This is a genomic window from Streptomyces sp. NPDC045470 (assembly GCF_040646595.1).
In the GTDB taxonomy this organism is placed as follows: domain Bacteria; phylum Actinomycetota; class Actinomycetes; order Streptomycetales; family Streptomycetaceae; genus Streptomyces.
The window spans coordinates 18,172-40,711 of sequence record NZ_JBEZAN010000025.1; the positions used below are offsets into that span (position 1 = coordinate 18,172).

The 22,540-nt window shown below is 73.3% G+C and carries 17 protein-coding genes; 4 read left to right on the top strand and 13 right to left on the bottom strand.

The window, feature by feature from the left end; translation table 11 throughout:
- Nucleotides 1-69 precede the first annotated feature (69 nt).
- The 5 genes from AB0A97_RS37330 to AB0A97_RS37350 form a co-directional block, all read right to left on the bottom strand.
- Nucleotides 70-2,763 (bottom strand): LuxR family transcriptional regulator, encoded by a 2,694-nt coding sequence (locus AB0A97_RS37330; protein ID WP_361159124.1) that lies wholly within the window; start codon nt 2,761-2,763, stop codon nt 70-72.
- Entirely contained in the window at nt 2,760-4,202 is a 1,443-nt protein-coding gene (locus AB0A97_RS37335) for an aminopeptidase P family protein (protein ID WP_361159127.1), read from the bottom strand. Before AB0A97_RS37335 ends, AB0A97_RS37330 begins: the two co-directional genes overlap by 4 nt.
- 135 nt (nt 4,203-4,337) lie before the next feature.
- Nucleotides 4,338-5,774, bottom strand: a complete 1,437-nt coding sequence (locus AB0A97_RS37340) for an aminopeptidase P family protein (protein WP_361159131.1) — start codon at nt 5,772-5,774, stop codon at nt 4,338-4,340.
- A gap of 481 nt (nt 5,775-6,255) precedes the next feature.
- On the bottom strand, nt 6,256-7,065 hold the full coding sequence (locus tag AB0A97_RS37345) for a CoA ester lyase (protein ID WP_361159134.1): 810 nt from the start codon (nt 7,063-7,065) through the stop codon (nt 6,256-6,258).
- A 686-nt stretch (nt 7,066-7,751) separates the two neighbouring features.
- The gene (locus AB0A97_RS37350; protein ID WP_361159137.1) at nt 7,752-9,257 is read right to left on the bottom strand and encodes a SulP family inorganic anion transporter; all 1,506 of its coding nucleotides are present in this window, start codon (nt 9,255-9,257) and stop codon (nt 7,752-7,754) included.
- Between the two features lie 471 nt (nt 9,258-9,728).
- Here AB0A97_RS37350 and AB0A97_RS37355 point away from each other — a divergent pair, with 471 nt between their 5' ends.
- The gene (locus AB0A97_RS37355; RefSeq protein WP_361159140.1) at nt 9,729-10,139 is read left to right on the top strand and encodes a MerR family transcriptional regulator; all 411 of its coding nucleotides are present in this window, start codon (nt 9,729-9,731) and stop codon (nt 10,137-10,139) included.
- Nucleotides 10,140-10,154: 15 nt separating this feature from the next.
- On the opposite strand, the gene AB0A97_RS37360 is transcribed toward AB0A97_RS37355, so the two are convergent.
- Both AB0A97_RS37360 and AB0A97_RS37365 read right to left on the bottom strand, forming a co-directional pair.
- Entirely contained in the window at nt 10,155-10,628 is a 474-nt protein-coding gene (locus tag AB0A97_RS37360) for an SRPBCC family protein (protein WP_361159143.1), read from the bottom strand.
- Between the two features lie 86 nt (nt 10,629-10,714).
- The gene (locus AB0A97_RS37365; RefSeq protein WP_361159145.1) at nt 10,715-11,464 is read right to left on the bottom strand and encodes a dienelactone hydrolase family protein; all 750 of its coding nucleotides are present in this window, start codon (nt 11,462-11,464) and stop codon (nt 10,715-10,717) included.
- Between the two features lie 109 nt (nt 11,465-11,573).
- Between AB0A97_RS37365 and AB0A97_RS37370 the strand changes: the two genes are divergently transcribed.
- Nucleotides 11,574-12,056: a MarR family winged helix-turn-helix transcriptional regulator gene (locus AB0A97_RS37370; protein WP_361159148.1), complete on the top strand. Its 483-nt coding sequence runs from the start codon at nt 11,574-11,576 to the stop codon at nt 12,054-12,056.
- A gap of 49 nt (nt 12,057-12,105) precedes the next feature.
- Here AB0A97_RS37370 and AB0A97_RS37375 read toward each other — a convergent pair whose 3' ends face one another.
- The 4 genes from AB0A97_RS37375 to AB0A97_RS37390 all read right to left on the bottom strand — a co-directional run bounded on the left by AB0A97_RS37375 (nt 12,106) and on the right by AB0A97_RS37390 (nt 18,581).
- Entirely contained in the window at nt 12,106-13,335 is a 1,230-nt protein-coding gene (locus AB0A97_RS37375; protein WP_361159150.1) for a cytochrome P450, read from the bottom strand.
- Between the two features lie 87 nt (nt 13,336-13,422).
- Entirely contained in the window at nt 13,423-14,664 is a 1,242-nt protein-coding gene (locus AB0A97_RS37380) for a cytochrome P450 (RefSeq protein WP_361159152.1), read from the bottom strand.
- On the bottom strand, nt 14,661-18,035 hold the full coding sequence (locus AB0A97_RS37385) for an amino acid adenylation domain-containing protein (RefSeq protein WP_361159154.1): 3,375 nt from the start codon (nt 18,033-18,035) through the stop codon (nt 14,661-14,663). Before AB0A97_RS37385 ends, AB0A97_RS37380 begins: the two co-directional genes overlap by 4 nt.
- 57 nt (nt 18,036-18,092) lie before the next feature.
- Nucleotides 18,093-18,581 carry a pyridoxamine 5'-phosphate oxidase family protein gene (locus AB0A97_RS37390; RefSeq protein WP_361159157.1) on the bottom strand — a complete coding sequence of 163 codons (489 nt, stop codon included), beginning with the start codon at nt 18,579-18,581 and terminating at the stop codon, nt 18,093-18,095.
- A gap of 953 nt (nt 18,582-19,534) precedes the next feature.
- Here AB0A97_RS37390 and AB0A97_RS37395 point away from each other — a divergent pair.
- Nucleotides 19,535-19,900: a hypothetical protein gene (locus AB0A97_RS37395; protein ID WP_361159160.1), complete on the top strand. Its 366-nt coding sequence runs from the start codon at nt 19,535-19,537 to the stop codon at nt 19,898-19,900.
- Between the two features lie 105 nt (nt 19,901-20,005).
- Nucleotides 20,006-20,641: an SRPBCC family protein gene (locus tag AB0A97_RS37400; RefSeq protein ID WP_361159163.1), complete on the top strand. Its 636-nt coding sequence runs from the start codon at nt 20,006-20,008 to the stop codon at nt 20,639-20,641.
- A gap of 75 nt (nt 20,642-20,716) precedes the next feature.
- On the opposite strand, the gene AB0A97_RS37405 is transcribed toward AB0A97_RS37400, so the two are convergent.
- Nucleotides 20,717-21,835 carry an amidinotransferase gene (locus AB0A97_RS37405; RefSeq protein ID WP_361159165.1) on the bottom strand — a complete coding sequence of 373 codons (1,119 nt, stop codon included), beginning with the start codon at nt 21,833-21,835 and terminating at the stop codon, nt 20,717-20,719.
- Between the two features lie 169 nt (nt 21,836-22,004).
- Nucleotides 22,005-22,514 (bottom strand): ATP-binding protein, encoded by a 510-nt coding sequence (locus AB0A97_RS37410; RefSeq protein WP_361159168.1) that lies wholly within the window; start codon nt 22,512-22,514, stop codon nt 22,005-22,007.
- Between the last annotated feature and the right edge of the window lie 26 nt (nt 22,515-22,540).

Below are 22,540 nucleotides of genomic sequence, written 5' to 3' on the forward strand. Positions count from 1 at the left end.
TCGGCCAGGCCCGGCCGCGCGGCCGGGCCGGAGTGGCCGGATGACTGGCGGGACGGTGGGCGGCCGCCGTCACCGGCGCGCCAGGTGCCCGTCCTTCTGGACGAGCGCCATCAGCTGGACGCGGGAACGCACTTCGAGCTTGCGGTAGATGCGGGTCAGGGCCGCCTCCACGGTCTTGACGCTGACGTACAGGGTGGCCGCGATGTCGCGGTTGCCGCGCCCCTGGGTGACCAGTTCGGCGACCAGTTGCTCGGCGTCGGTCAATCCGGCCAGCCAGGGCTGTGCCTGGTCCCCCTGCGGCCGGGCCGGCTCCCACAGCGGCGCGCCCGACTTGCGGAAGACCGCCTCGGCCGCGGCCTGCGCCTCGTTGGCGCGGGCCGGGCGCCTGCGGCGATGTTCCAGGCAGGAGCGGGCCAGCAGCACCCGGCCGCGCTGCAACGGGAATCCGAGCCGTTCGAAGGTCCGCGCGGCCCGGTTGAGCAGCTCCTCGGCCGGGCCGAACTCGCCGGCTGCCGCGTGGCACAGCGCCTGGGCCCGGTCGAGCGAGGCCAGTACGCCGCGCCGCCCCAGGTCCTGGGCCCGGCGCCGCGCGCCGGCGAGCGTGTGCCGGGCGGCCGGCAGGTCCCCGGCGGCGACCAGCGCCTCGGCGAGGTCGGCGTCGTAACGGATCTGCGCGGGATCCGCGATGCCCAGCTCCTGCACCAGGTCCTGGACCCTGAGCAGGTCGGCCAGGGCCGCGCCGGTGTCGCGCAGCAGCAGGCGCGTCATGCCCGACACGTGCAGGCAGTGGGCGGCGTAGACGGTGTCCGCGTCCTCCTGCGAGGCCGTCAGGCCCAGGTCCGCGTACATCAGGGCCTGTTCGAGGGTGCCGCCGGCCAGTTCGGCGGCCGCCGCCGCGTACCACGGTGGGCCTGGGGAGGCCCCCAGATCGCGGGTGAGGTCCAGCAGGAGGTGGGCCTTTTCGCGGGCGACCGCCCCCTCGCCGCGGTGGGCGTGGAGGTGGACGGAGTCGGCGAGCAGCCAGAGCCGGTCGGCGGGGCAGGACGCCGGGCCCAGCTCGTCCAGCAGCCGCTCGGCCTGCTCCAGGCCGTCCTCCAGCAGCGCGAAGTGGACGGCGGTACGGCCCGGGTGCCCGGGCATCCGGGCGGCGTCGTCGGCCGTGCCCGTCGCCAGAGCGCGCCGGAGCAGCGCGGTGCGGCCCGGGGAGCCCCGGCCCTGCTCGATCTCCGCGGTCAGGGCCAGCGCCGCCGCGTGGGTCGTGGCGTCACCTGCGCGCTCGGCCCACTCCTCGGCCGCCTGGGCGTGGGCCAGGGCCTCGGCGTGGCATCCCCGGCTGACCCGCAGGCCGTGGGCGAGCCGCAGATGCGCCGCCGAGATCAGGGCCGGCTCGTCGGCGGCGGTGGCCTCGGCCAGGGCCTGCGCCGCCACGTCCGCGACCAAGGCGGCGCCGCGCCCGGCGGCGTCGACGACGGCGAGCCGCGCCTGGGCGCGGGCGGCGGGCACGGCCCGGCTGCGGTCCAGTTGGTCCAGGGCCGTGCAGGCCAGGTCGAAGCGCCCGGCCGCCTCGGCGTCCCGGGCCGCCGCGACCAGCAGGTCGTGGCGGGGGCCGCCGGTCCGGCCGCCGGCCAGCAGGGCGAACTCGGCGGCCCGGGTGTGCTCGCCCCTCTCACGCGCGGCGGTGGCGGCGTCGGCCAGCGCCGGGATGAGATGTGCGGGCAGCTCGGCCGGGGCGAGGGCGCACGCCTCGTGCCACAGGCGGTCGTCGGCCCCGTGAGCCGCCGTGGCCAGGGTCAGATGGGCCTGCCGTACCGCCTCGCCACTGGCCTGGGCGAGGATGCCCTCCTGGATGACCGGGGCCGCGAAGGCCACGGTGGCGGCCACCTTGACGAGTCCGGCGGCCTCGGCGTCGGTCAGGGCCGCGTCGGCGGACGGTCCCGCCGCGCGGCGTACGACGTCGAGCGACGGGTCGGCCGTGAGCGCGGCCAGCAGCAGCACCCAGTGCACCGGTGCGGCCAGTCCGGCCAGCCAGGTGCGCAGGGCCTTGCGCGCATGCGGGGCCAGCGGCTGGGCGTCCAGGACCGCCGGCGGCCCGGTACGGGCCAGGGCGGCGGCGATGTCCCAGACCAGCCGGGGGTTGCCGCCGGTGGCCGTGTGGATGCGCGCGGCGGTGCGCTGCGGGATGTTGAAGGTGCGCACCACGGCTGCCGACTCCTGCGCGCTGAGCGTGGGGAGCGCGATCTCCACGGCGTCGCCGCCCAGGACGTCGTGTGCCAGGGGGCCGTCGGGCCGCAGCGCCGCCAGCAGCGAGACACTCCCGCGGCTGCGGCGTGCGGCGAAGCCGAAGACGTCCAGGCTGTCCGGCCCCCACCAGTGCATGTCGTCGGCGGCCAGCAGCAGCCGGGCCCGGCGCCCCCACGCCTGAAGGCAGGATAGGACGGTCACGCGCAGGAGGGCGGGGTCGGGTTCGGGTCCGGTGACGCGGCGCAGCACCCAGTCGACCGTCGCCCGCTGGATGTCGGAGAGTTCGCCGCTGACGTCCGCCGGGCACACCGTGAACAGGTCCACGAGCGGGACGTAGGGCAGATGGGCGTCGGCGGGTGTCGAGCTGAGTCTGACCACGGGGTCCCCGCCGGACTGCCACTGCGTGCACACCGCGTCCAGCACCGCGGTCTTGCCGAACCCGGTGGGACCGACCACCGCCACCGCGCCGGCCTGTCGGAGCTGTCCGTGGACCTGGTCGACCAGCAGGCTGCGCGCTCTCACAGCAACGCTTCCATCCACGCCTCGACCTCGTCGGCGCCGCGCGGCAGGCCGGACGACAGACACTCGGCGCCGTCGGCGGTGATGACGAAGTCGTCCTCGATGCGCACGCCGATGCCGCGCAGTTCCCGCGGGACCGTCAGGTCGTCGGGCTGGAAGTACAGGCCGGGCTCGACGGTGAGCACATGGCCGGGCCGGAGGATGCCGTCGGTGTACTGCTCGTTGCGGGCGGCGGCGCAGTCGTGGCAGTCCAGGCCGAGCATGTGGCCCGTACCGCAGACGGTGTACCTGCGGTACAGGTCGGCGCTGTGCTCCATGCCCGGGCCCGCGGGCCGCAGGCCCCAGGAGTCGAGACCTTCGGCGATGACACGCGTCGCGGCCTCGTGGAAGTCGCTGTAGCGTGCGCCGGGCCGCAGCGCGGCGATGCCCGCCGCCTGGGCGGCGTGTACCAGGTCGTAGACGCGGCGCTGGACGTCGCTGAAGCGTCCGCCGACCGGCAGGGTACGGGTGATGTCGGCGGTGTAGAAGGAGTCGGCCTCGATACCCGCGTCCAGCAGGAGCAGGTCCCCGTCGCGTACCGGGCCGTCGTTCCGCATCCAGTGCAGCACACACGCGTGGGCGCCGGCCGCGGCGATGGTCTCGAAGCCCAGGCCGTTGCCTTCCAGCCGGGCGCGCCGGTTGAAGGTGCCCTCGATCCAGCGTTCGCCGCGCGCCAGGCGGGTGGCGTGCGGCAGTTCGCCGACGACGTCGCCGAAGGCGGTGACGGTGTGGCCCACGGCAGCGCGTAGCTGGTCGACCTCCCACTCATCCTTGACCAGCCGCAGCTCCGAGAGGAAGGCGAGCAGTTCGGCGTCGGCCGGCGCCGACGGTGCCACCAGCGCGTCGACGAGGGCGTCCTGGCCGCGTACCGTCCGGGTCGGTACGCCGGTGGTCAGGGCGCTTTCGAGGCGGTCGCGGGCGGCCGTCCGGAGGCCGAGGGCGTCGGCGGTCTCGGCGAGCGTACGGCGGCGGCCGACCCAGAACTCGCCGTGCCGCCGGTCGCTGTAGAAGTGCGCGCCGTCCGGCCCGGCGTCGCGCGGCGAGCGCGGCCGGGTGAACAGGGTGACCTCGTGCCCGCTCCCGGTGGGTTCAAAGACCAGCACGCTGTCGGGTACCGCCTGGGTGCCCTGCTCGGCGGTGAGGTGGACGAAGGCGGAGTGCGGGCGGAAGAGGTAGTCGAAGTCGTTGCTGCGGACCTTGAACCCGCCCGACGGGACGACGATCCGTTCGCCGGGAAACCGCTCGGAGAGCGCCGCGCGCCGCTTGGCCGCGCACGCGGCTCCCGAGACGGGCGGCAGTTGCCGGGTCGTGTCGGCCCATCCGTGCCGGAAGGCCTCGGCCACCGCGTCCGGTACCCGGCGGTCGTGGCTCTGCATTCCGCGCGAGCCGTCTGATCGTTCCATCGCACGTTCCCCCTTCGCGTGATGGCCCGCCCTCACCGGGAACGGACCTGTTGTACGCCGCGGCCGGCCGACGGCGCTGTCGGCCGGCCGATGGTGCGGCCGGCGGCGCGAGGCGGCCGGCCGCGGCGGTCGCGGTCAGCCCCGCAGGCGGGCCATCCAGGCTTCGACCTCGTCGGCGGCCCGGGGCAGGGCGGCCGAGAGGTTCTCGTTGCCCTCCTCGGTGACCAGGATGTCGTCCTCGATGCGGATGCCGATGCCGCGCAGTTCCTCGGGAACGGTCAGGTCGTCCGACTGGAAGTACAGGCCCGGCTCGACGGTGAGCACCATGCCCGCCGCCAGGGTGCCGTCCACGTACAGCTCGGTACGGGCCTTGGCGCAGTCGTGCACGTCCAGGCCGATCATGTGGCCGGTGCCGGTCAGCGTCCAGCGGCGGTACAGCCCGAGCTCGTACGCCTCGTCCACCGACCGGTCGCCGAACAGGCCCCAGGCGGCCAGGTGCTCGGTCAGCACCCGCTGGGCGGCGTGGTGGAAGTCGCGGTACTTGGCACCGGGCCGGACCGCGGCGATACCGGCCGACTGCGCCGCGTACACCGCGTCGTAGACCTTGCGCTGGACCGGGGTGAAACGGCCGTCGACGGGCAGGGTGCGGGTGACGTCGGCGGTGTAGAGGTTGCGGCTCTCCACTCCGGCGTCGAGCAGCAGCAGGTCGCCGGGGCGGGCCTCGCCGTCGTTGCGGACCCAGTGCAGGGTCGTGGAGTGCGCTCCCGCGGCACAGACCGACGAGTAGCCGACGTCGTTGCCCTCGATGCGCGCCCGCATGAAGAACGTGCCCTCGATGGCCCGCTCCAGGGTGGGCGTGTCGGTGCCGAGCAGGCGTACGACGTCCTCGAAGCCCCGGATGGTGGCCTGGCAGGCGTGGCGCAGGTCGGCGATCTCGAAATCGTCCTTGACCAGGCGCATTTCGGACAGCGCGACGCGGAACTCGATGTCGCGTTCGGCGGTGACCTTGTCGTGCAGCGCGGTGTCGACCTGCGCGTCGTAGCCGCGCAGCAGGCGGATCGGCCCGGTGGCCGCGGCCAGCCGTTCGCCCAGCGTCCGTACGTCGCGGCAGTCCAGGCCGAGCAGCTTGGCGTTCTCGGTGAGACCGTTGCGGCGGCCGTCCCACAGCTCGCCGTGGTAGTCCAGCCAGAACTCGCCGGAGGCGCGGTCGGAGCCGGGCAGCAGGTAGGCGGCCGCCTGGTGCGTGCCGTCCTGGCCGGGCTCCAGGACGAGTACGCCGTTGGGTGACTGATCACCCGTCAGGTAGACGTAGTCGGAGGACGGCCGGAACGGGTAGTCGGTGTCGTTGGCGCGAACCTTCGGAGTGCCGGAGGGGATGACGAGCAGCTCGCCCGGGAACAGCGCGGAGAGCGCTTCCCGGCGCCGCGCGGTGTGCGCGGCCTGCGCGATGGGCTCGGGGTCGCGCGGCTCGGGGTCGGCCCAGCCCTGCAACATGTTCTCGGCGAGTTCGCTGCTCACGCCCGTATACAGGCCATTCTTGCGGGTCTTGTTCTCGTCTGACTCTTCAGCCACCACAGCCTCCTGAAGTGAATCGCTCACGCACGTTCCTCCTCCACCGCGGACAGCCGACACCCGTCAGGGCCGACCGGCCGGAAACATTTCCAAGAAAGCTGCCGCACCGCCCCGGTTGTCCCCCTCTTCGCAGGTGGACGCCTTGCGCCTGGCCGGCAGCAGCGGCGTGCGGTGAGCCGGGGGCCGCGCCGCTGCGCGCGGGCCGGTACCGCACCTGACGGGTCCTCACCCCCGAGCGGCACGCCTTCTTGCCGCGAACGGCACTCTCGCAGACCCCCACCCCTCTTACGTCATACACGTGTCTGAAAGATCATGGACGGTTTTGTGCCATCTGTCGATGGGCCGACCGTCCCCGACCCGGCTAGGTTCTCCCCGCCGCCCGATACCACAACCCCTCCCGGGGTACGAAGCCCGCGTCCAGGCGAGTCCCGGCAGGGCCCGGCAGGACCCGGTACGGTCCGCGCCCTTCCGCAGGCGCGGCTCAGCCCTCGGCGGCCAGGATCCGGCGGGCGCGTTCCAGCACCGGTTTGTCGACCATGTGCCCGTCCACCACGGTCACGGACTCCCCCGCGGCGACCACGGACCGGGCCCACTCCCGCTCCGCCGCGGTCGGCGCGAACCGCTCCGCCACGACGGCGATCTGCGCGGGATGGACGCACAGCTTCCCGGCGAAGCCGAACCGGCGCGCGCGGACGACGTCCGCGGCGAGGACGTCGACGTCCTTCACGCTGGTCGTGACCCCGTCGACCGGGGCACACAGCCCCGTCGCCGCCGACGCCGAGACCAGCCGGGAACGGGCGTACGCGAGCGCCTCGTGATCGTCGTGGGCGACCCCGAGCTGCCCGGCGAGGTCGACATTGCCCAGGGCGACCCGCACCACACCGGGTGCCGCGCACACCTCGACCGCCCGCTCGATGCCCGCCGCCGTCTCCACCAGCGGCACCACCGGACACTTCCCGCCCGTACGACGGGTGACGTCCGCCAGCACCCCGGGGTCCGCGGCCTTGGGCACCATCACCGGCGCGCCGCAGGCGGCCACCGTCGCACAGTCGTCATCGCTCCAAGGCGTACCGGGCGCGTTGATCCGGACCATGGCGCTGTTGCCCGCGGCGAGCCAGGCGGCGACATGGGCGCGGGCCCGCTCCTTGTCCGCCGCCGCCACCGCGTCCTCAAGATCGACGATGACCACGTCCGCGCCACTGGCCACGGCCTTGTCGAACCGCTCCGGCCGGTCACCCGGCACGAACAGCAAGCTGCGGGCCGTCTCCAGGCGACTCACGGACAGACTCATCCCCGAGCCACCCCCGCCGCCCCGTCACACCACTCCGGGTACCGGCCCGATCCGATGCACGCAGTCCGCACAGCCCCTCCTCCAGGACGGGATCCGACGCCCGCCCCACCGCACGACACAAGATCACGCACGCGGCCGCGCCACAAGCCCCTTTTCGTCTCCCAGGGACGACGTGGGCGGTACGGGGACGGGAGCCCGGACAGCCGGCGCACCGTGGCGCGGTGGCACGACGCGGGCGCACGCGTCCGCACGCGTGATCGTGATGCGGCATGCGCGGCCACGGCACCGGATCCCGACGGCACTTGAGGAGACAGCCATGGTGGATTGCTCACTGGCACACGCCTTTGCCGACGACGGCGCGTTCGGCAACCCCGTACGCGTGGTGTTCGGACGGCGGCGGACCGCCCCAGGACCGGCGGCAGGAACTCGCCGACCGGCTCGGCATCCCCGCGGTCGCCTCCGCGCCCGCGCGGCGCACGGAGAGCGCCATTCACGGGTCCCGCACATCCGGGGCTCGGTCGTCCGCACCAGGCGTGAGTGACGAGGTGGAGCGTGCTTACGCGAAGGCTGCCAGGGGCTGAGGCCCAGGGGCGGGGCCGAGGTCGGGCCGGGGCCGGGGCCGCACCGCACGAAGGACGCCGAGGACTTCGTGCGGCGCGGGCGTTCTCCGGCCCGGACGGGGCTGCTCAGCCGGTGAGTTCGCCGGTGAGTCTGCCGTGGAGGTGGGCGCTCGGGACGTTCAGGCCGGTGATTTCGACGGCCTTGCCGCGCTGCCGGTACTTGGTTTCGATGGCGTCGAGGGCGGCGACGGAGGAAGCGTCCCAGATGTGGGCGGCGGACAGGTCGATGACGACGCGGTCGGGGTCGGTGGTGTAGCGGAACCGGCCGACGAGGTCGTTGGAGGAGGCGAAGAACAGCTCGCCGGTGACGCGGTAGACGACGGTGCCGTCGTCCGGTCCGGTGACCGGCGTGACCTCGGCGAGGTGGGCGACGCGCCGGGCGAAGACGACCATGGCGGTGAGGCAGCCGACGACCACGCCGACGGCGAGGTTGTGACTGGCGACCACGACCGCGACGGTGATCACCATGACGGCGGTCTCGCCGGCCGGCATCCGCTTGAGGGTCCTGGGCGCGACGGAATGCCAGTCGAACGTCGCGAACGACACCATCACCATGACGGCGACGAGGGCGGCCATGGGGATGTCGGAGACGATCGGGCCGAACGCGATGCACAGCACCATCAGGAAGGATCCGGCCAGGAACGTGGACAGGCGGGTGCGGGCGCCGGAGACCTTCACGTTGATCATCGTCTGGCCGATCATGGCGCAGCCGCCCATGCCGCCGAAGAAGCCGGTGACGATGTTGGCGATGCCCTGGCCGATCGACTCGCGGGTCTTGGAAGAGCGGGTGTCGGTGATGTCGTCGACCAACTTGGCGGTCATCAGCGACTCCATCAGGCCGACCAGCGCCATGGCGAGCGCGTAAGGGGCGACGGTGGTCAGGGTGTCCATGGTGAAGGGCACGTCCGGCAGGCCCGGCACCGGCAGCGAGGACGGCAGTTCGCCCTTGCCACCGACGGTCGGCACCGCGATCCCGGCGGCGACCGTGACGGCGGTCAGGACGGCGATGGACACCAGCGGGGCCGGGACCACCTTGGTGACCTTGGGGAAGAGCACCATGAGCGCGAGCCCGCCGACGAGCAGCGGATAGACGGCCCAGGGCACGTCGTGCATCTCGGGCACCTGCGCCATGAAGACCAGGATGGCGAGGGCGTTCACGAAGCCGGTCATCACCGAGCGCGGCACGAACCGCATGAGCCTGGCCACGCCGAGAGCGCCGAGGGCGATCTGGAAGACGCCGGCCAGGATGACGGTGGCGACCAGGTACCCCAGGCCGTGTTCGCGGTTCATGGGAGCGATCACGAGGGCGACGGCACCGGTCGCCGCCGAGATCATCGCCCGGCGCCCGCCGACGAGCGAGATGGTCACGGCCATCGTGAAGGAGGCGAACAGGCCGATCGCCGGGTCGACCCCCGCGATGATCGAGAAGGAGATCGCCTCGGGGATCAGGGCCAGCGCCACGACCAGGCCGCCCAGGATCTCGGTACGCCAGACCTTCGGGTCGGACAGCCAGTCGGGCTTCAGACCGCGCAGGCGCGCGGCCGGGGACGGTGGGGAGGCAGCAGAAGACAAGGGGGAGGAACCTGTCGTACTCGGGCACGCCCCGCGGGGCAGGCCGGGTGTGCGGAAGGACGCGGAGGGCGGTCGGCGCCCCGCGGGCGGCCCTGCGGGCGCAGAGCCGGGAAGTCTGACGGCCGGTGATCGGCGGCCGGCGGCAGCGGAGCCGGGTCCGCCTCAGCAGCCCCGGCTCACGTCACGCCGCGAACGGGCCCGGCGAGGGGTCACGGCGGGCAGGCGGCGGCGCTGGGCGGGATGGGCATGCGCACGCTCTCTCCTGCAGGTTACGGTCTTCGCCGAGGGCATCGTCGGCCCCGACACGGCTGACGGTCACGGGCGCGGCCGCTCCCGCGTCGCGGGGTCGAAGACGGCAGGGAGCCGGTACCGGCGCCTCCCTACTCTACCCTGACGTTAGGGTAGAGATCGGCGTGGGCCGTCCATGGCCCCGCGACGTGGCCTCGGCCGCACAGAGAGGACGGGCGCCGCGTGAGCAGCGAGCACATGCAGATCGGCGAGGTCGCCGCACGGACCGGGCTGTCCCTGCGTACCATCCGGCACTACGAGGAGACCGGCCTGGTCGCTCCTTCGGCCCGCTCCCAGGGCGGCTTCCGCCTGTACACCGAGGCCGACGTCGCCCGCCTGACGGTCGTCCGCCGGATGAAACCGCTCGGCTTCACGCTCGACCAGATGCGCGACCTGCTGGACGCCACCGACCGGCTCGACGCCGCCGGGACGCTTCCGGCCTCCGAGCGGGAGGCTCTGCTGGAGCGGATCCGGGGATACGAGCGGGACGCGGCCGAGCAGGTGGAAAAGCTCCGCACCCAACTGGCGCGGGCCGAGGAGTTCGCCGCCACCCTGCGCACCCGCCTCTCCCCGGCTCCCACCTCCGCCCCGTAGCCGGGGGCGCACCGGTCAGGTGCCGCTGTCGCCACGTTCGAGGATCTCCTTGGCCAGCCGCAGTTCGCGCGCGACCGAACCGGGCAGCGTGCGGGCGAGAAGCGGGCCGAGCAGGCGGCCCGGCCCGGGACGGAACCGGAATTCGATCATGCGGGTGACGCGGACTGCCCCGTCCACCGGATCGCAGGTGAAGCACGCGGCGAAGCGGGCCATACGGTGGTTGACCTTGTTCAGGGGCAAGGGGGCCAGCCGGATGTCGATCCGTTCCCCCGGGGTCAGCCGCATCCGGGCCACCGCCTTCGGCTGCGGGAAGGGCAACCCGGGCAGCGCGGGCCGGAACGCGAACTCGGTCAGGTCGCCGTCCCGGCGTACCCAGTAGACCGTGCGGAGCTTGTCGTCGACCTCGGCGTACCGTTCGACGTCCATGACGAAGCCGAGAAAGGCTTCCGCCGTGCAGCCGATGGTCAGTTGTTCTTCGACCCTGGTCATCACGCCTCCCCGCGCCACCTCTCGTACGCCGGCCCGTGGGCCTCGCGTGGTGCCGCACCGCACCACCTGCCCCCGGGGCAGGTGTCTCAGCCCTTGTTCAGGGTGCGGTCCAGCAGGGGAAGCAGGCGGTCCCAGTGGCGCTGGAGGCCGGCGGGGCTGAAGGCCGCGGTGTCGGACATGGTGAAGCCGTGGACGGTGTCGGGGTAGGTCTCGGTGGTGTGGACGACCCCGGCGGTGTCCAGTGCCCGGGTGAACTCGCTGAGGGCCTCGGGCGTCATGTCGCCTTCGGCGAGACCGATGTGGACCTCGGCGGTGAGTTCGGACACCAGGCGGTGCGGGCTGTCGGGCGCGTCGGTGACCAGGGCGGCGGGGTGGAAGCCGGCGACGGCGGCCACCCGGCCGGGGTGGGCGGTCGCGGTGCGCATCGCCAGGACGGCGCCCAGGCAGTAGCCCAGCACGGCGACCGGCCCGGCACCGACCTCGGGCTGGGCGGTGAGGAACCGGAGGTAGGCGTCGGCGTCGCGCAGGACGCGCTCGGTGGTGTGTTCCTCGATCAGCGGCATCACCTGGGCGAAGACCGCGGGGCGCGCCTCCTCCCCGATGTGCTCGGGGAGGTCGATCACCGGGGCCGGGCCACGCCGGTAGTAGAGGTTGGGGACGAGCACGTAGTACCCGTGCCCGGCCAGTTCGCGGGCCTTCCGCTCCAGCTCGGGCCGTACGCCGAAGGCGTCCGGGTACAGCAGCACCCCCGGGTGCCGCTCGCCGTGGTCGGGGAAGGCGGCGAAAGCGTCGGCCCGGCCGTCCGGGGTGGGAATCTGCAGGGTCTTGGTGGGCACGGTCTTCCTTCCGCTGAGTGCGCTCGGGCGACGTCGGGCGTGCCGACGTTCCCGGCGCGAACGAACGTATATCGTTAGTCTGCCTAACGCAATGGGGAGGATGGGCGCCATGACCGGAGCCGAAGCCGCGGACCTGCCCGACGACGGCGCGGTCCGGACGCCCGGCCGACTGCGCAGCCAGGCGGGCTGGCTGCTGTCGAAGCTGTCGGCGCGGTCGGACCGGCTGCTGACCGAAGGGCTGGCCCGGACCGACGCCCGCAAGTGGCACTACGCCGTACTCGCCTCCTTGCAGGACCACGGTCCGGGCAGCCAGGCGGCCCTCAGCGGACGCACCGGCATCTACCGCAGTGACATGGTCGGCGTGCTCAACGAGCTGGCCGAGCGCGGTCTCGTCGAGCGGGCCCCGGACCCCGACGACCGGCGCCGCAACATCATCACGATCTCCGTCCGGGGCCGCCGCCGTCTGCACCGTCTCGACACGGTCCTGGACGCCCTCCACGACGAACTGCTCGCACCGCTGAGTCCGGCCGAGCGCGAACAGTTCGTGCGGTTGCTCAGCCGTTTGCTGGACCACCACACCCGGGCTCCCTGACCCCGCGCTCGTACGGGCCGTCACGTCACCGGGCCACCGCGGCACCGGCTCACCAGGCCACCGGGACCTCGGCAGGCATGATGGCCATACGGTTCGGGTGCCAGGGAACCTCGGCCGGCGGTACGGCCAGACGGATGCCGGGCAGCCGGTCGAGCAGGACGCGGAAGGCGACCTCGGACTGGCGGCGGACCAGGTGGGCCCCGGGGCAGTGGTGGCGTCCGTAACCGAAGCGCAGATGCGGGTTGGGGGTGCGGGTGGGGGTGAAGGACTTGGGGTCGCGGAAGGCGGCGGAGTCGTAGTTGACCGCGTCCAGGGAGAGCAGGATCATCTCGCCCTCCTTCACCCGGGCCGGGCCGAGTTCCGCGTCCTTGGTGACGAAGCGGGGAATCGCGTTGCCCAGGACGACGCTGCACCGCAGCAGTTCTTCCACGCACTGCGGCATCGTCTCCGGCCCGGCCCGCACCGCGCTCATGACCTCGGGCCGCTGGAGCAGATTGAACGCCGCGACCCCGAGGAAGCTCGCGAAGTCCTCGTACCCGCTGACGAACAGGACGGAGACGATGTTGGAGAGCTGGCGCCGCGTCAGCCCTTGGTGCTCGGCGTTGAGGTCGGCGAGGCGGTCGATGAGGCCGCGCGGCTCGCCGGGGCGCCGGGCGGTCACGTGCGCTTCCATGTACGCGCGGATCTCCTCCCAGTTGCGGGCGAGTTCCTCGGGGGTCGGAGTGACCATGGTCAGGTCCAGGTCGGCCCGTGCGGAGAGCCAGTCGCGGTCCGCGAACGGCAGTCCGAGCAGCCGGCACATGCACTGGGCGGCGACCCACTCCGCGAAGTGCCGCTGGAGGTCGCCGGGGCTGCCGTCCCGGACCATGGTGTCCAGGCCCTCGGCGGTGACCTCCGCGACCCAGGCGGCGGGCAGGTCGGGCTGGTCGCGGCCGAGCGCCTTGAGTACTTCGTCGCGCAGTCCGGCCTGCTGGAGGTGGTTCATGGCGTCGAGCAGCTCGGGCGCCAGGATCTGGGCGTCCTGGGTGGGGCTGCCCGCCTCGCCCAGCACGGAGCGGGCGAACGAGCGGTCCCGCAGCACGTGCCGGGCCAGCTCGTAACCGGTCACCAGCCACGCCTGTTCACCGGAGTTGGTGTGCACCCGCGCCACGGGACAGCGGTCGCGCAGCTCGTCGAGTTCGGGGGCGAGCCGGTCGCCGCGGGTGCTGAAGGGGTAGTGCGGGAGGGGCTCGTGGTGGGCGGCCTGTCCTGACGCGGGCGCTTGCGGTGGTGTGGACACGGGAGATGGGCCTCTTTCTCGTTGCTGTGGCGATGTCGCGGTCACGGCCCCGTCCGAGCCCCGGTGGGGGTCCGGGCGGGGCCGTTCTCACCAGCGCACGGGGAGCCGGGCCGGCGCACGCAGCGGGGTGGACTCGTCCCAGTCGATGCTCTCGGCCGGGACGGCGAGTTCGATGTCCGGGAGCCGTTCCAGCAGCACCTGGATCGCGAGGGACAGTTGCATGCGGGTCAGGTTCCCGCCGGTGCACGCGTGCGGGCCGTGCCCGAAGGCGATGTGCGCGTTCGGGGTCCGGGCCAGGTCGAGGCGGTCGGGTTCGGCGAACGCCGCCGGGTCCCGGTTGGCGGACGCCGGTACGGGCACCACCGCGTCACCGGCACGGATGTGCTGCCCGTGCAGGGTGAAGTCCTCGGTCGCCACGAGGATGTTGATGGCGTTCATCAGCGGGACGTAGCGCAGCAGTTCCTCGACCGCGGTGGCGGTCCGCTCGGGCGCCGCGCGCAGCGTGCGCAACTGCTCGGGGTGGGTGAGCAACGCGAGCAGGGCGTTGCCCGTGTGCTGGATGTTGGTCTTGTAGCCGGCCATGAGCATGGTGACGACAAAGCTCACCACGTCGTCCCGGGTGATCTCACTGTCCGGCCGGCGGGCCCGGTCCAGCAGGAGCCGGATGTAGTCCTCGCCGTCGCCGTCCCGCTCCTTGCGGGCGATGAGGTCGCCGGCGTAGTCCTGCAGGGCGTACAGGGCGGCGAGCACCTCCTCCATCGTCAGTCCCGCGGCGCCCAGGAGTGCGAGGGTGTGCGGCAGGTAGACCTCACGGTCCTCGTACGGCAGGCCGACGGTCTCGCACAGCACCCGCAGGGGCAGCGGCTCGGCGTAGGAGGCGACGAGGTCCGCGGTGCCGTTCTCCGCCCCGGCCACCATCGTGTCGACGAGTTCCCCGGCCATCGCGCGGATCCGGGGTTCCATGAAGGACAACTGCCGACGGCCGAACATCGGCAGGACGGTACGCCGTACGCGCTCGTGGTGCGCGCCCGTCATCTCCAGGAAGGTCGGCAGGCACGGCGGCGGGGCGTCGGCCCCTTCGCGGGGCGGCCAGGCCGACAGCAGGGGCCGGACCAGTCGCGGGTCGGCGAACGCGGCGCGCGCGTCCTCGTAGCGGCTGATGAGCCAGCCCGTCTCGCCGTTCGGGAGCCGGGCCTTGACGACGGGGGCTTCGGTGCGCAGGCGGGCGTAGGCGCACGGCGGCCCGGCGGTGCCGGGGGCGGTCTCCGGGACGGGGATGAGGGCCTCGGGGGCGGCGGTGCCCGAGGCGGCGGCTTCGGGGCGGCTCATCGACTGTCCTCCGTACGCGGTGCGGCTGTGCTCGGTGGGACGAGGTGGGCGGGTCCGGGCGCGGGTGCGGGTGCTGTTCCGGATCCGGAGGCGGTCCTGGGTTCGGGGGCGGTCCCGGACCCGGAGGCGGTCCTGGATCCGGAGGCGGTCCCGGATATCGGCTCGGCCGCGGATATCTGCTCGGTCCCCGGTATCGGCTCGGTCCCGGATGCGGGCCCGGGGCCTGCTGTCGGGCGTACGAGGTAGCCGGAGGTGAAGAAGTACTCCAGGTAGCGGTCCAGCAGCGCGGCGTCGACCGGTGGGCAGTGCAGCCCGCTGCCGGCCAGCGCCTCCTCGGCGTTGCGCCGCCCCAGGACCGGGAAGGTCCCCTTGAGGTACATCTCCTTGACGGACATGTCGGCGGCGCGGCTGCGGTCCACGCACAGGGACACGAACGGCGCCGTGGCGCTCGTCGGGTTCTCGGCGACGTGCCGGACGAGTTCGCCGACCCATGCGTCGTACGGCAGGGTGCGCAGGGTGAAGCCCGCCGCGCGCATCCGGTCGAGGACGTCCGACAGCATCGCCGGGCGCGGGTTGGTCAGGTGGTAGACCCGGCCGTCGGCCGGCCGGTGCGTGGCGATGTGCACCAGGGACTCGGCGAGATGGTCGACGGGCACGAAGTCCATCGGCAGCTCGATGTCGGGGGCCAGTCCCGTGTCGGCGATCATCTTGAACAGCGAGCAGATGGCCGTCTCGGTGTTGCACGCGCCGTGCGTGCGGTCGCCCGTGACCTCGTACGGCCGGTAGACGGCCACCGGCAGGCCCTGCTCCGCCGCCCGCCGCAGCACCCCTTCGGCGACCCACTTGCTCTCCGCGTAGCCCATGGTCAGCCCGTCGGCGTGGGCCGGCGGCAGGTCTTCGGACACCTCGCGCACCCCGGCGGTGCCGAAGCCCGCGACGACCGCGACGGTGGACACGAAGTGCACCGGCACCCGGCGCCGCGCGGCGATGCGGACGACCTCACGGGTCCCGTCGACGTTCGCCGGGCGCAACTGCTGGTAGGGGTAGAGGAAGTTGACCCGGGCACCGTTGTGCACGATCAGATCCAGGCGCTGGGCCAGCGCGTCGGCGCGCTCGGCGTCGAGTCCCAGCCGCGGCTGGGTCAGGTCCCCGGGGAAGCACTCCACGCGCTGCCAGTCGGCCTCGTCGAGGTGCAGCCCGTAGCGGGTGAGGGCGGTGCGGACCCGCTGCCGGGCGTGGGCGGGGCTCGTCGCCCGTACGGGGCAGTGGACGCGGGCGGCCGTCGCGCGCAGCAGACGGTGCAGCAGGAATCCGCCGACGAATCCGGAAGCGCCCGTGAGCAGGACGTCCTGCGGGTCGTGCGGGCGTGGTACCGGGCCTTCGGCCGACGGGAGGGCGAAGCCGAGTCCGGTCTCCGCGGCGAAGTCGACGGCCGGCTCCTGGCCACCGGCCGGCCCGCCGGTGCCGCCGCGGACCTTGTGGACGGCGGCGGTGAAGCTTTCGAGGGTGGGCGCGGCCAGCAGCGCCCTGATGAGGGTGGAGCCCAGGGCCGCGTCGAGGCCGAGTGCGGCGAGCGTGCGGGTGACGGCCTCCGAGGCGAGCAGGGAGTCCCCGCCGAGGAGGAAGAAGTCGTCCTGGGGCGTGGGCCGGACGCGCAGCACCTGGTGCCACACTTCCGTGAGGAGGCCGGGCAGACCGTCGGTGGCCTCCGGCGCCTCCGGCGCCTCCGGGCGCCGCGCGGCCTGCGGGGCGTCCGCGGGGCCGGGCGGTGGCGCGGTCGGCTTCAGACGGCTGCGGTCGATCTTGCCGCCGCTGGTGACCGGGAAGCGGTCGAGGGGCACCAGGGCCGGGACGGCCTGCGGGGGCAGCCACGTGGCGCAGTACGCGCGCAGGTCGGGCATCGACAGCGGGCGGCCGGGGGCGGTGGCCGTGACGTAGGCGGTCAGGGTGTGCGCGTCGACCTCGACGGCCGCTTCGCCGACCTCGGGGTGGGCTCGTAGGCGCGTCTCCACCTCGTCCAGCTCGATGCGTGCGCCGCGCAGCTTGACCTGGCGGTCGAGCCGCCCGCGGTACTCCAGCAGCCCGTCGGCGTGCCGAACGACGCGGTCGCCGGTCCGGTACAGCGGTCCGCCCGGCTCGATCGCGGGCAGCGTCACGAACCGCTCGGCGGTCAGCTGCGGGTCGCCGAGGTAGCCCAGCGCCAGCCCGTCCCCGCCGACGTACAGCTCCCCTTCCTCGCCCGGCCGCGCGGGAGAGCCGTCGGCCCGCAGGACGTGGCAGGTGGAAGCGCCGAAGGGGCGGCCCAGGGGGACGTGCGCGGCGTTCTCGGGGAGGGGGGCGAGCACATGGGCGGTGGAGACCACGGCGTTCTCGGTCGGGCCGTAGAAGTTGACCACCGTGGTACGAGGGCAGGCCGCCAGGACGGCGTTCGCGAGGCGCGGGTCCATCGCCTCCCCGCCGGCGGAGACGAACCGCAGGCCGGCCAGCGCCTCTGGGCGGGTCCGGGCGACGAGGTGGAAGACGCTCGTCGTCAGGTACGCCACGGTGACGCCGCCCGCGTGCACCAGCCGCTCCAAGGCGGTGGGCGAGAGCAGTTCCTCGCGGTCGGCGACGACCAGGCAGGCGCCGGTCAGCAGCGCGCCCCAGATCTCGATGGTCGAGGCGTCGGAGGACAGGCCGTAGGCGTGCAGCACTCCGTCACCCGGGGCGGGCGGTGCGAGGCCGGGGTCGGACAGCACGAGGCGGACCACGCCGCGGTGGGACAGCGCGACGGGCTTGGGCCGGCCGGTCGTGCCGGAAGTGAAGGCGACGTAGGCGCAGTCGGTGGCGGAGCCGGTGGCCCGGTCGGTGGCGGGGCCGGTCGCGCGGACGGGGGCGGAGCCGGTCGCGCGATCAGGGACGGGCTCGTCGAGGGAGCCGACCTCGACCGACACGCGTAGACCGCGCACCCGGCGCGTGCTGCCCGGCAGGACGACCGCCGCGCCGATGCCCGCGTCCTCGGCCATGGCCCGCAGCCGGGCCGGCGGAAGGTCCTCGTCGAGCGGTACGTACGCGCAGCCGGCCTTGAGGATGCCCAGCAGCGCCACCAGCGCCTCCAGGGAGCGGCTGCCGCACACGCCGATCAGGTCACCTGGCCGGACCCCGGCCGCGGCCAGCCGAGCCGCCAACGCGTCGGCGTGGGCGTCGAGTTGGCCGTAGGTCAGGGTGCGCTCCCCGTGCCGGGCCGCCGGGGCGTGCGGCAGCGCCGCTGCCTGCGCCTCGAACAGCTCCGGTATGCGGCTGTCCCGTGGGTAGCCGGGTGCCGGTGTGCGGGCGCCCGGGGCCTGGGGCCGCCTGGCTAACGGGCGTGAAGAAACGTACGTGTCGGTCATGTGGTCTCTCTCGCTCCAACGGCTTGCGTGCGGTACGGCGGTGCGCGGGCGGTCCGCTCAGCGCGGGAGGGCTTCCTCCCCGGCACCCCCTTCGGCGAAGTCGGCCGCGAAGGCCGCGAAGTCGGCGCTGCGCCAGTGCTGCGGGCGCATCCGGAAGGCGATGTCCTCCGTGAGCTGGCCGGAGGTCGCCGCCAGGTATCCGCGGGCCTCCTCGGCGTCCAGGTAGCGGTGGGCCAGGGCCTCGCGCAGGGCCGGGTCCAGCGGGTCGTCGATCGCGGTCACGGGCCCTTCGACGCTGACGTAGCGGTACGGCCGTCCCTCGTCCTGCGCACAGAGGCTGAACCGCCCGGCGGCGCGCAGGAGCTGGGCCTTGACGGTCTGCCGACCGGTCTCGACGACGACCTCGCCCCCGGGCTCGTAGCTGTACCAGACCGGCACGATCAGAGGCCCCCGGTCGCCCCCTCTGGAGTCCGTCACACCCAGGACCCCCACCCGCGGCTCGGCGAGGAAGCGTTCACGGTCGGGGCGCGACATGGTGGGCAGCATGGGCGGACTCCTGTCTGGGCACTGCGGCTGAAGAGGTGGTGTTGCGGCAAGCTCGCCGCGATAACAATCTTGGGAACGAGGAGATCACTCCCCTGCCGAATGACGGGCAAACATACCCTTTAGGCGGTTTTGAGCCGCTTGCAGCAGGGCACGGCGGGGGCTCCCTGGGGGGCCTCCCCCGCCGAAAACCCCGGCCACCGCGCCCGCTTGGCGTCCCGTCACGCGCGACACCTCGGCTTACCGACCGTAACGCGCGAACACCGTACGGAGCCGATGCGGCACCACCTCACGCCCGCGCCGCCCCGGCAGGCCTTCTTGAAGGAGATGCACGCGCGGCAGCCCGCCATCGCGAACGGGCAGCGGAACTTCTTCGCCAGCACGCACGGGATGCGGGCGAACAGCAGGGACACCCAGGCGCGATGACGCGCTTCACGGCGCGCGGCGACGGGCTCCACAGCAACCCCCGGGGCAGCGCCTTTCGCCTCCGTGAATACGAATACCGAGCCTTCGGCCGCCCCACAGGGGACGCGTCACCCAGCCTGCGGAAACGGTCCGCCGAGGCCAGCGACCGCGCGCGAGCCCTGTCCACTTCCAGCCGGCCCCGCCCGAACCACACCGAAGCGACCCCGAGCCGCACGGAAGGTCTTGACACGCGGCGACGCATCAACGCAACGGGCCGCCCTGGAGGTCCGCGAGGCCGCACAGCCGGAGGGCGACCGACCGGCCGGGCCGACGGTGCACCCCTCGGACCGGGCGCGCAGAGGGAAAGCCCGCGCCCCGCACCCCGAACCCCACCCCAGCCAGATCCAGTTGGAAGCTCTCACCAAACCCTTGCCCCCTCACCCCCTCACGGTTATAACTTATAACTAGCGCAAGAGCTTCTAGCCCAGTGGAGCGGGCGTACGCCGCGGCTGCGCGCCCCGCGCCGCGCTCCACCGAACCGAGGGATCCGCATGACCACCACACTTGAGCCACCCCGCGCCCGCTCAGCCCGACGCGTGCCGCTGTCGTCGGCCCTCTCCTCCTGGGCGGTCCCCGTCATGGTCGTCGGTCAGTTCGCCCTGCTGTCGGGCATCCCGGTCGTGATCGCGCTGGCCGGTGTCTTCCGGCAGGTGCGGGACCGGACGGTGCGCTGGGCCGCGGTCCTGCTCGCCGTCACGTACGCCGTCCCGCTCACCGTCTGGCTGACGCGGGCCGACCCCGCGCAGAGCCTGTCCAAGGACATGCACCCCGCGTTCGCCGTGCTGATGGTCGTCGCGTCCGCCGCGCTCATCGTCACCCTCCACCGGGCCCGCACCCGGCGCCCGACCGCACGGTGACACCCACCGCCCGGACCTGACCGCGCACCCGCCCGACCGTCGACCGACACCCCACGCCCCCAACGACCCGACGCCACCGCCACCGCCACCGCCAAGGGGAACACCATGCCCGCCATTCGCAGCACCAGCGCCCGAGCCGCCCTGCTCACCGTCCCGCTCGCCCTCGGTCTCCTCGGAACCGGCGCCGTACCCGCCGGGGCCGCCCCCTCGCACCCCGCCAAGCCCCTCACCTGCCGCGGCGAAGGCGTCGACCCGGACGCGGCCGTCCGCCACCGCACCGAGACCGTGATCCAAGCGCCGCTGCACACCCTGTGGGAGTTGCAGACCGATGTGGCGCGCTGGCCCGCCTGGCAGTCCTCCGTCGAGACCGCGGAACGCCTCGACCACGGACCGCTCCGCAAGGGCTCGGCGTTCCGGTGGACGACCCCGATTCCCCCCAACCCCGCGACCCCCGCCACCGACCTGGAGATCACTTCCACCGTCGAGCAGATCAAGCGCGGCTCCTGCCTGCGCTGGTCCGGGCCGGCGTCCGCCGAAGGGCTGCGTATCGACGGTGTCCACGTATGGAACTTCACCGAGGTCCGCGGCGGCGTCCGGGTGAGCACCGAAGAGACGCACACCGGCGACCAGGTCGAGGCGAACGTCCCCGCCGCGACCCGAATTCTTGGCGAAGGCCTCGAAAAGTGGCTGCGCGAGCTGAAGGCCGCCGCCGAAGCCTGCGCCCACCACCAGGCCGGGTAGGACCGGGCCCGGCCATGCAGGAGGCGGCTCCGGCGGCACGGCCGGGGCTGCCTCCTTCGCGGTGTGCGGCCGGGGTCAGACGTACGACTGGAGCGTGCCGCACCGCCGGACGTCGAGGGTCGCGCAGTGGAACGACCCGCCGAACGGCGCGTAGTGCAGCAGGTCGCACGGGATGGGCTCGAATCCCCACTTCTCCAGCGCGCGCAGCATCCCGGTGTGGTGCCGTTCCGCGATCACCCGCTTCTCGTCGACCATGAGGACGTTCATGCTGAGCCACTTGCCGCACAGCGAGGTGAGTTTGAGCAGCCGGCCGTCGACCGGGGTGGGTTCCGGGGCGACCAGGACGTCCCACGAGGACAGCACGTCGGGCAGCCGGTCCACATCGACGTATTCGGGGTTGACCAGCACCTTGCCGGGTGCGAGCAGCACGAAGGTGGTGTCGATGTGCATCGGGGTGCGGCAGCGGCTCTCGATCTCGTGGATGCGGTAGCCGGGGCCGAGGTGGCGGCGCAGCCAGTCGATGCCCATCCGGTTGGTGACATTGCTCCGGGTGACGAACAGGTCGCGTCCCGCGCGGACGAAGTCCGCCGCGTCGAACACCGGCTCGAACTCGGTGAGGATGTAGCGCATCGGCTCGCCCGCCTCGGGGACGCGGAACTCCGCGTCGAACAGTTCGTCCGTGAGCTGCGGTCTCGGCGCCGCCGTCCAGCGCGCGCCCCGCCGGAAGTAGTCCTTGACGACCGTGCGGTAGGAGTGCGACTCGAAGTACCGGCACGGCCAGGCCATCGGCGTCTCGATGATCTCGTCGCCGATCACCAGCAGGCTGTCGCGGGGGCAGGTGTTGCAGAATCCACGGGACGACCAGTCGGGGGTGCCGAAGCGCTGCCGGTGGTCGACCACGTCCGGGCGCCGGACGGTGACGTCGAGCGACTCCAGGAGGGCGATGAACCCGTCGAGTTCCCGCTGGGCCCGCTCGACCAGCACGCGGGGGTACTTGTAGCCGGCGGCGAGCCCTTGGAGGCGTGCCGCCCATGGCGGGATGTTGCAGGTCACGACCGGGTGGTGGGACGGGATCGTCGCGCCGTCGAGGCGGCCTACGACGATCTCCTCCAGCGGGTCCCACTCGTTGTGGGAATTGACCGGCGGAGCCGGGCTCTCCTCGGTGTCGGGCGCCGCGGCCGAGGGGGCCGTCACCTCGCGTGGCCCACGGCCCGTGCGCGGGCGTCGCCGCCCGCCGCCGTCAGGACGCCGGGTGTCCGCACTGCCACCGCCATGCTCGACCGCCTCCGATCGTGGACGCCAGTTCCCCCCAAGTGAACGTGGGAGACAGGTTCGCGTCAACGAACAGGGCCGTGGCCGTCGCTCACCTCGTGGGCCGCGGGACCGGCAACTGGGCCCAGACCGTCTTGCCCGTGTGGTCCGGGCGGGTCCAGCCCCAGGACTCGCTGAGCCGGTCGATGATCCACAGGCCCCGTCCCTCCTCCGCCATGAGGTCCGGAGCCGCGAGGGCCGGGACGGCACGGCTGGAGTCGGAGACGGCGCACAGGACGCCGGCCTCCTGGTGCGCCAGTGCCAGCCAGGCCGCGCACACCAGGTCCGGCCGGGACTCTGCGGCGTCCGGGCCCCTGGGGGCGGCGTGGCGCAGGGCGTTGCCGGTAAGTTCCGAGACCACCAGGACCGCGTCCGAGACGACCGGCGCGCACACGCCCCACCCTTCGAGGGTGGCGGCGGTGAAACGGCGGGCTTCCGCGACGGCGCTGTAGGCGCCGCTGAGCGCGCACACGGCGAAGGCGTCGAGGCCGGTCGTCGGCTGTCCCTCCCCCGTTTCCTCGTGGCGCACGTCGTGCACGGTGGGTGCCGGATGTGTAGTCATCACGATCTCCGCCATGGGGCATTTCG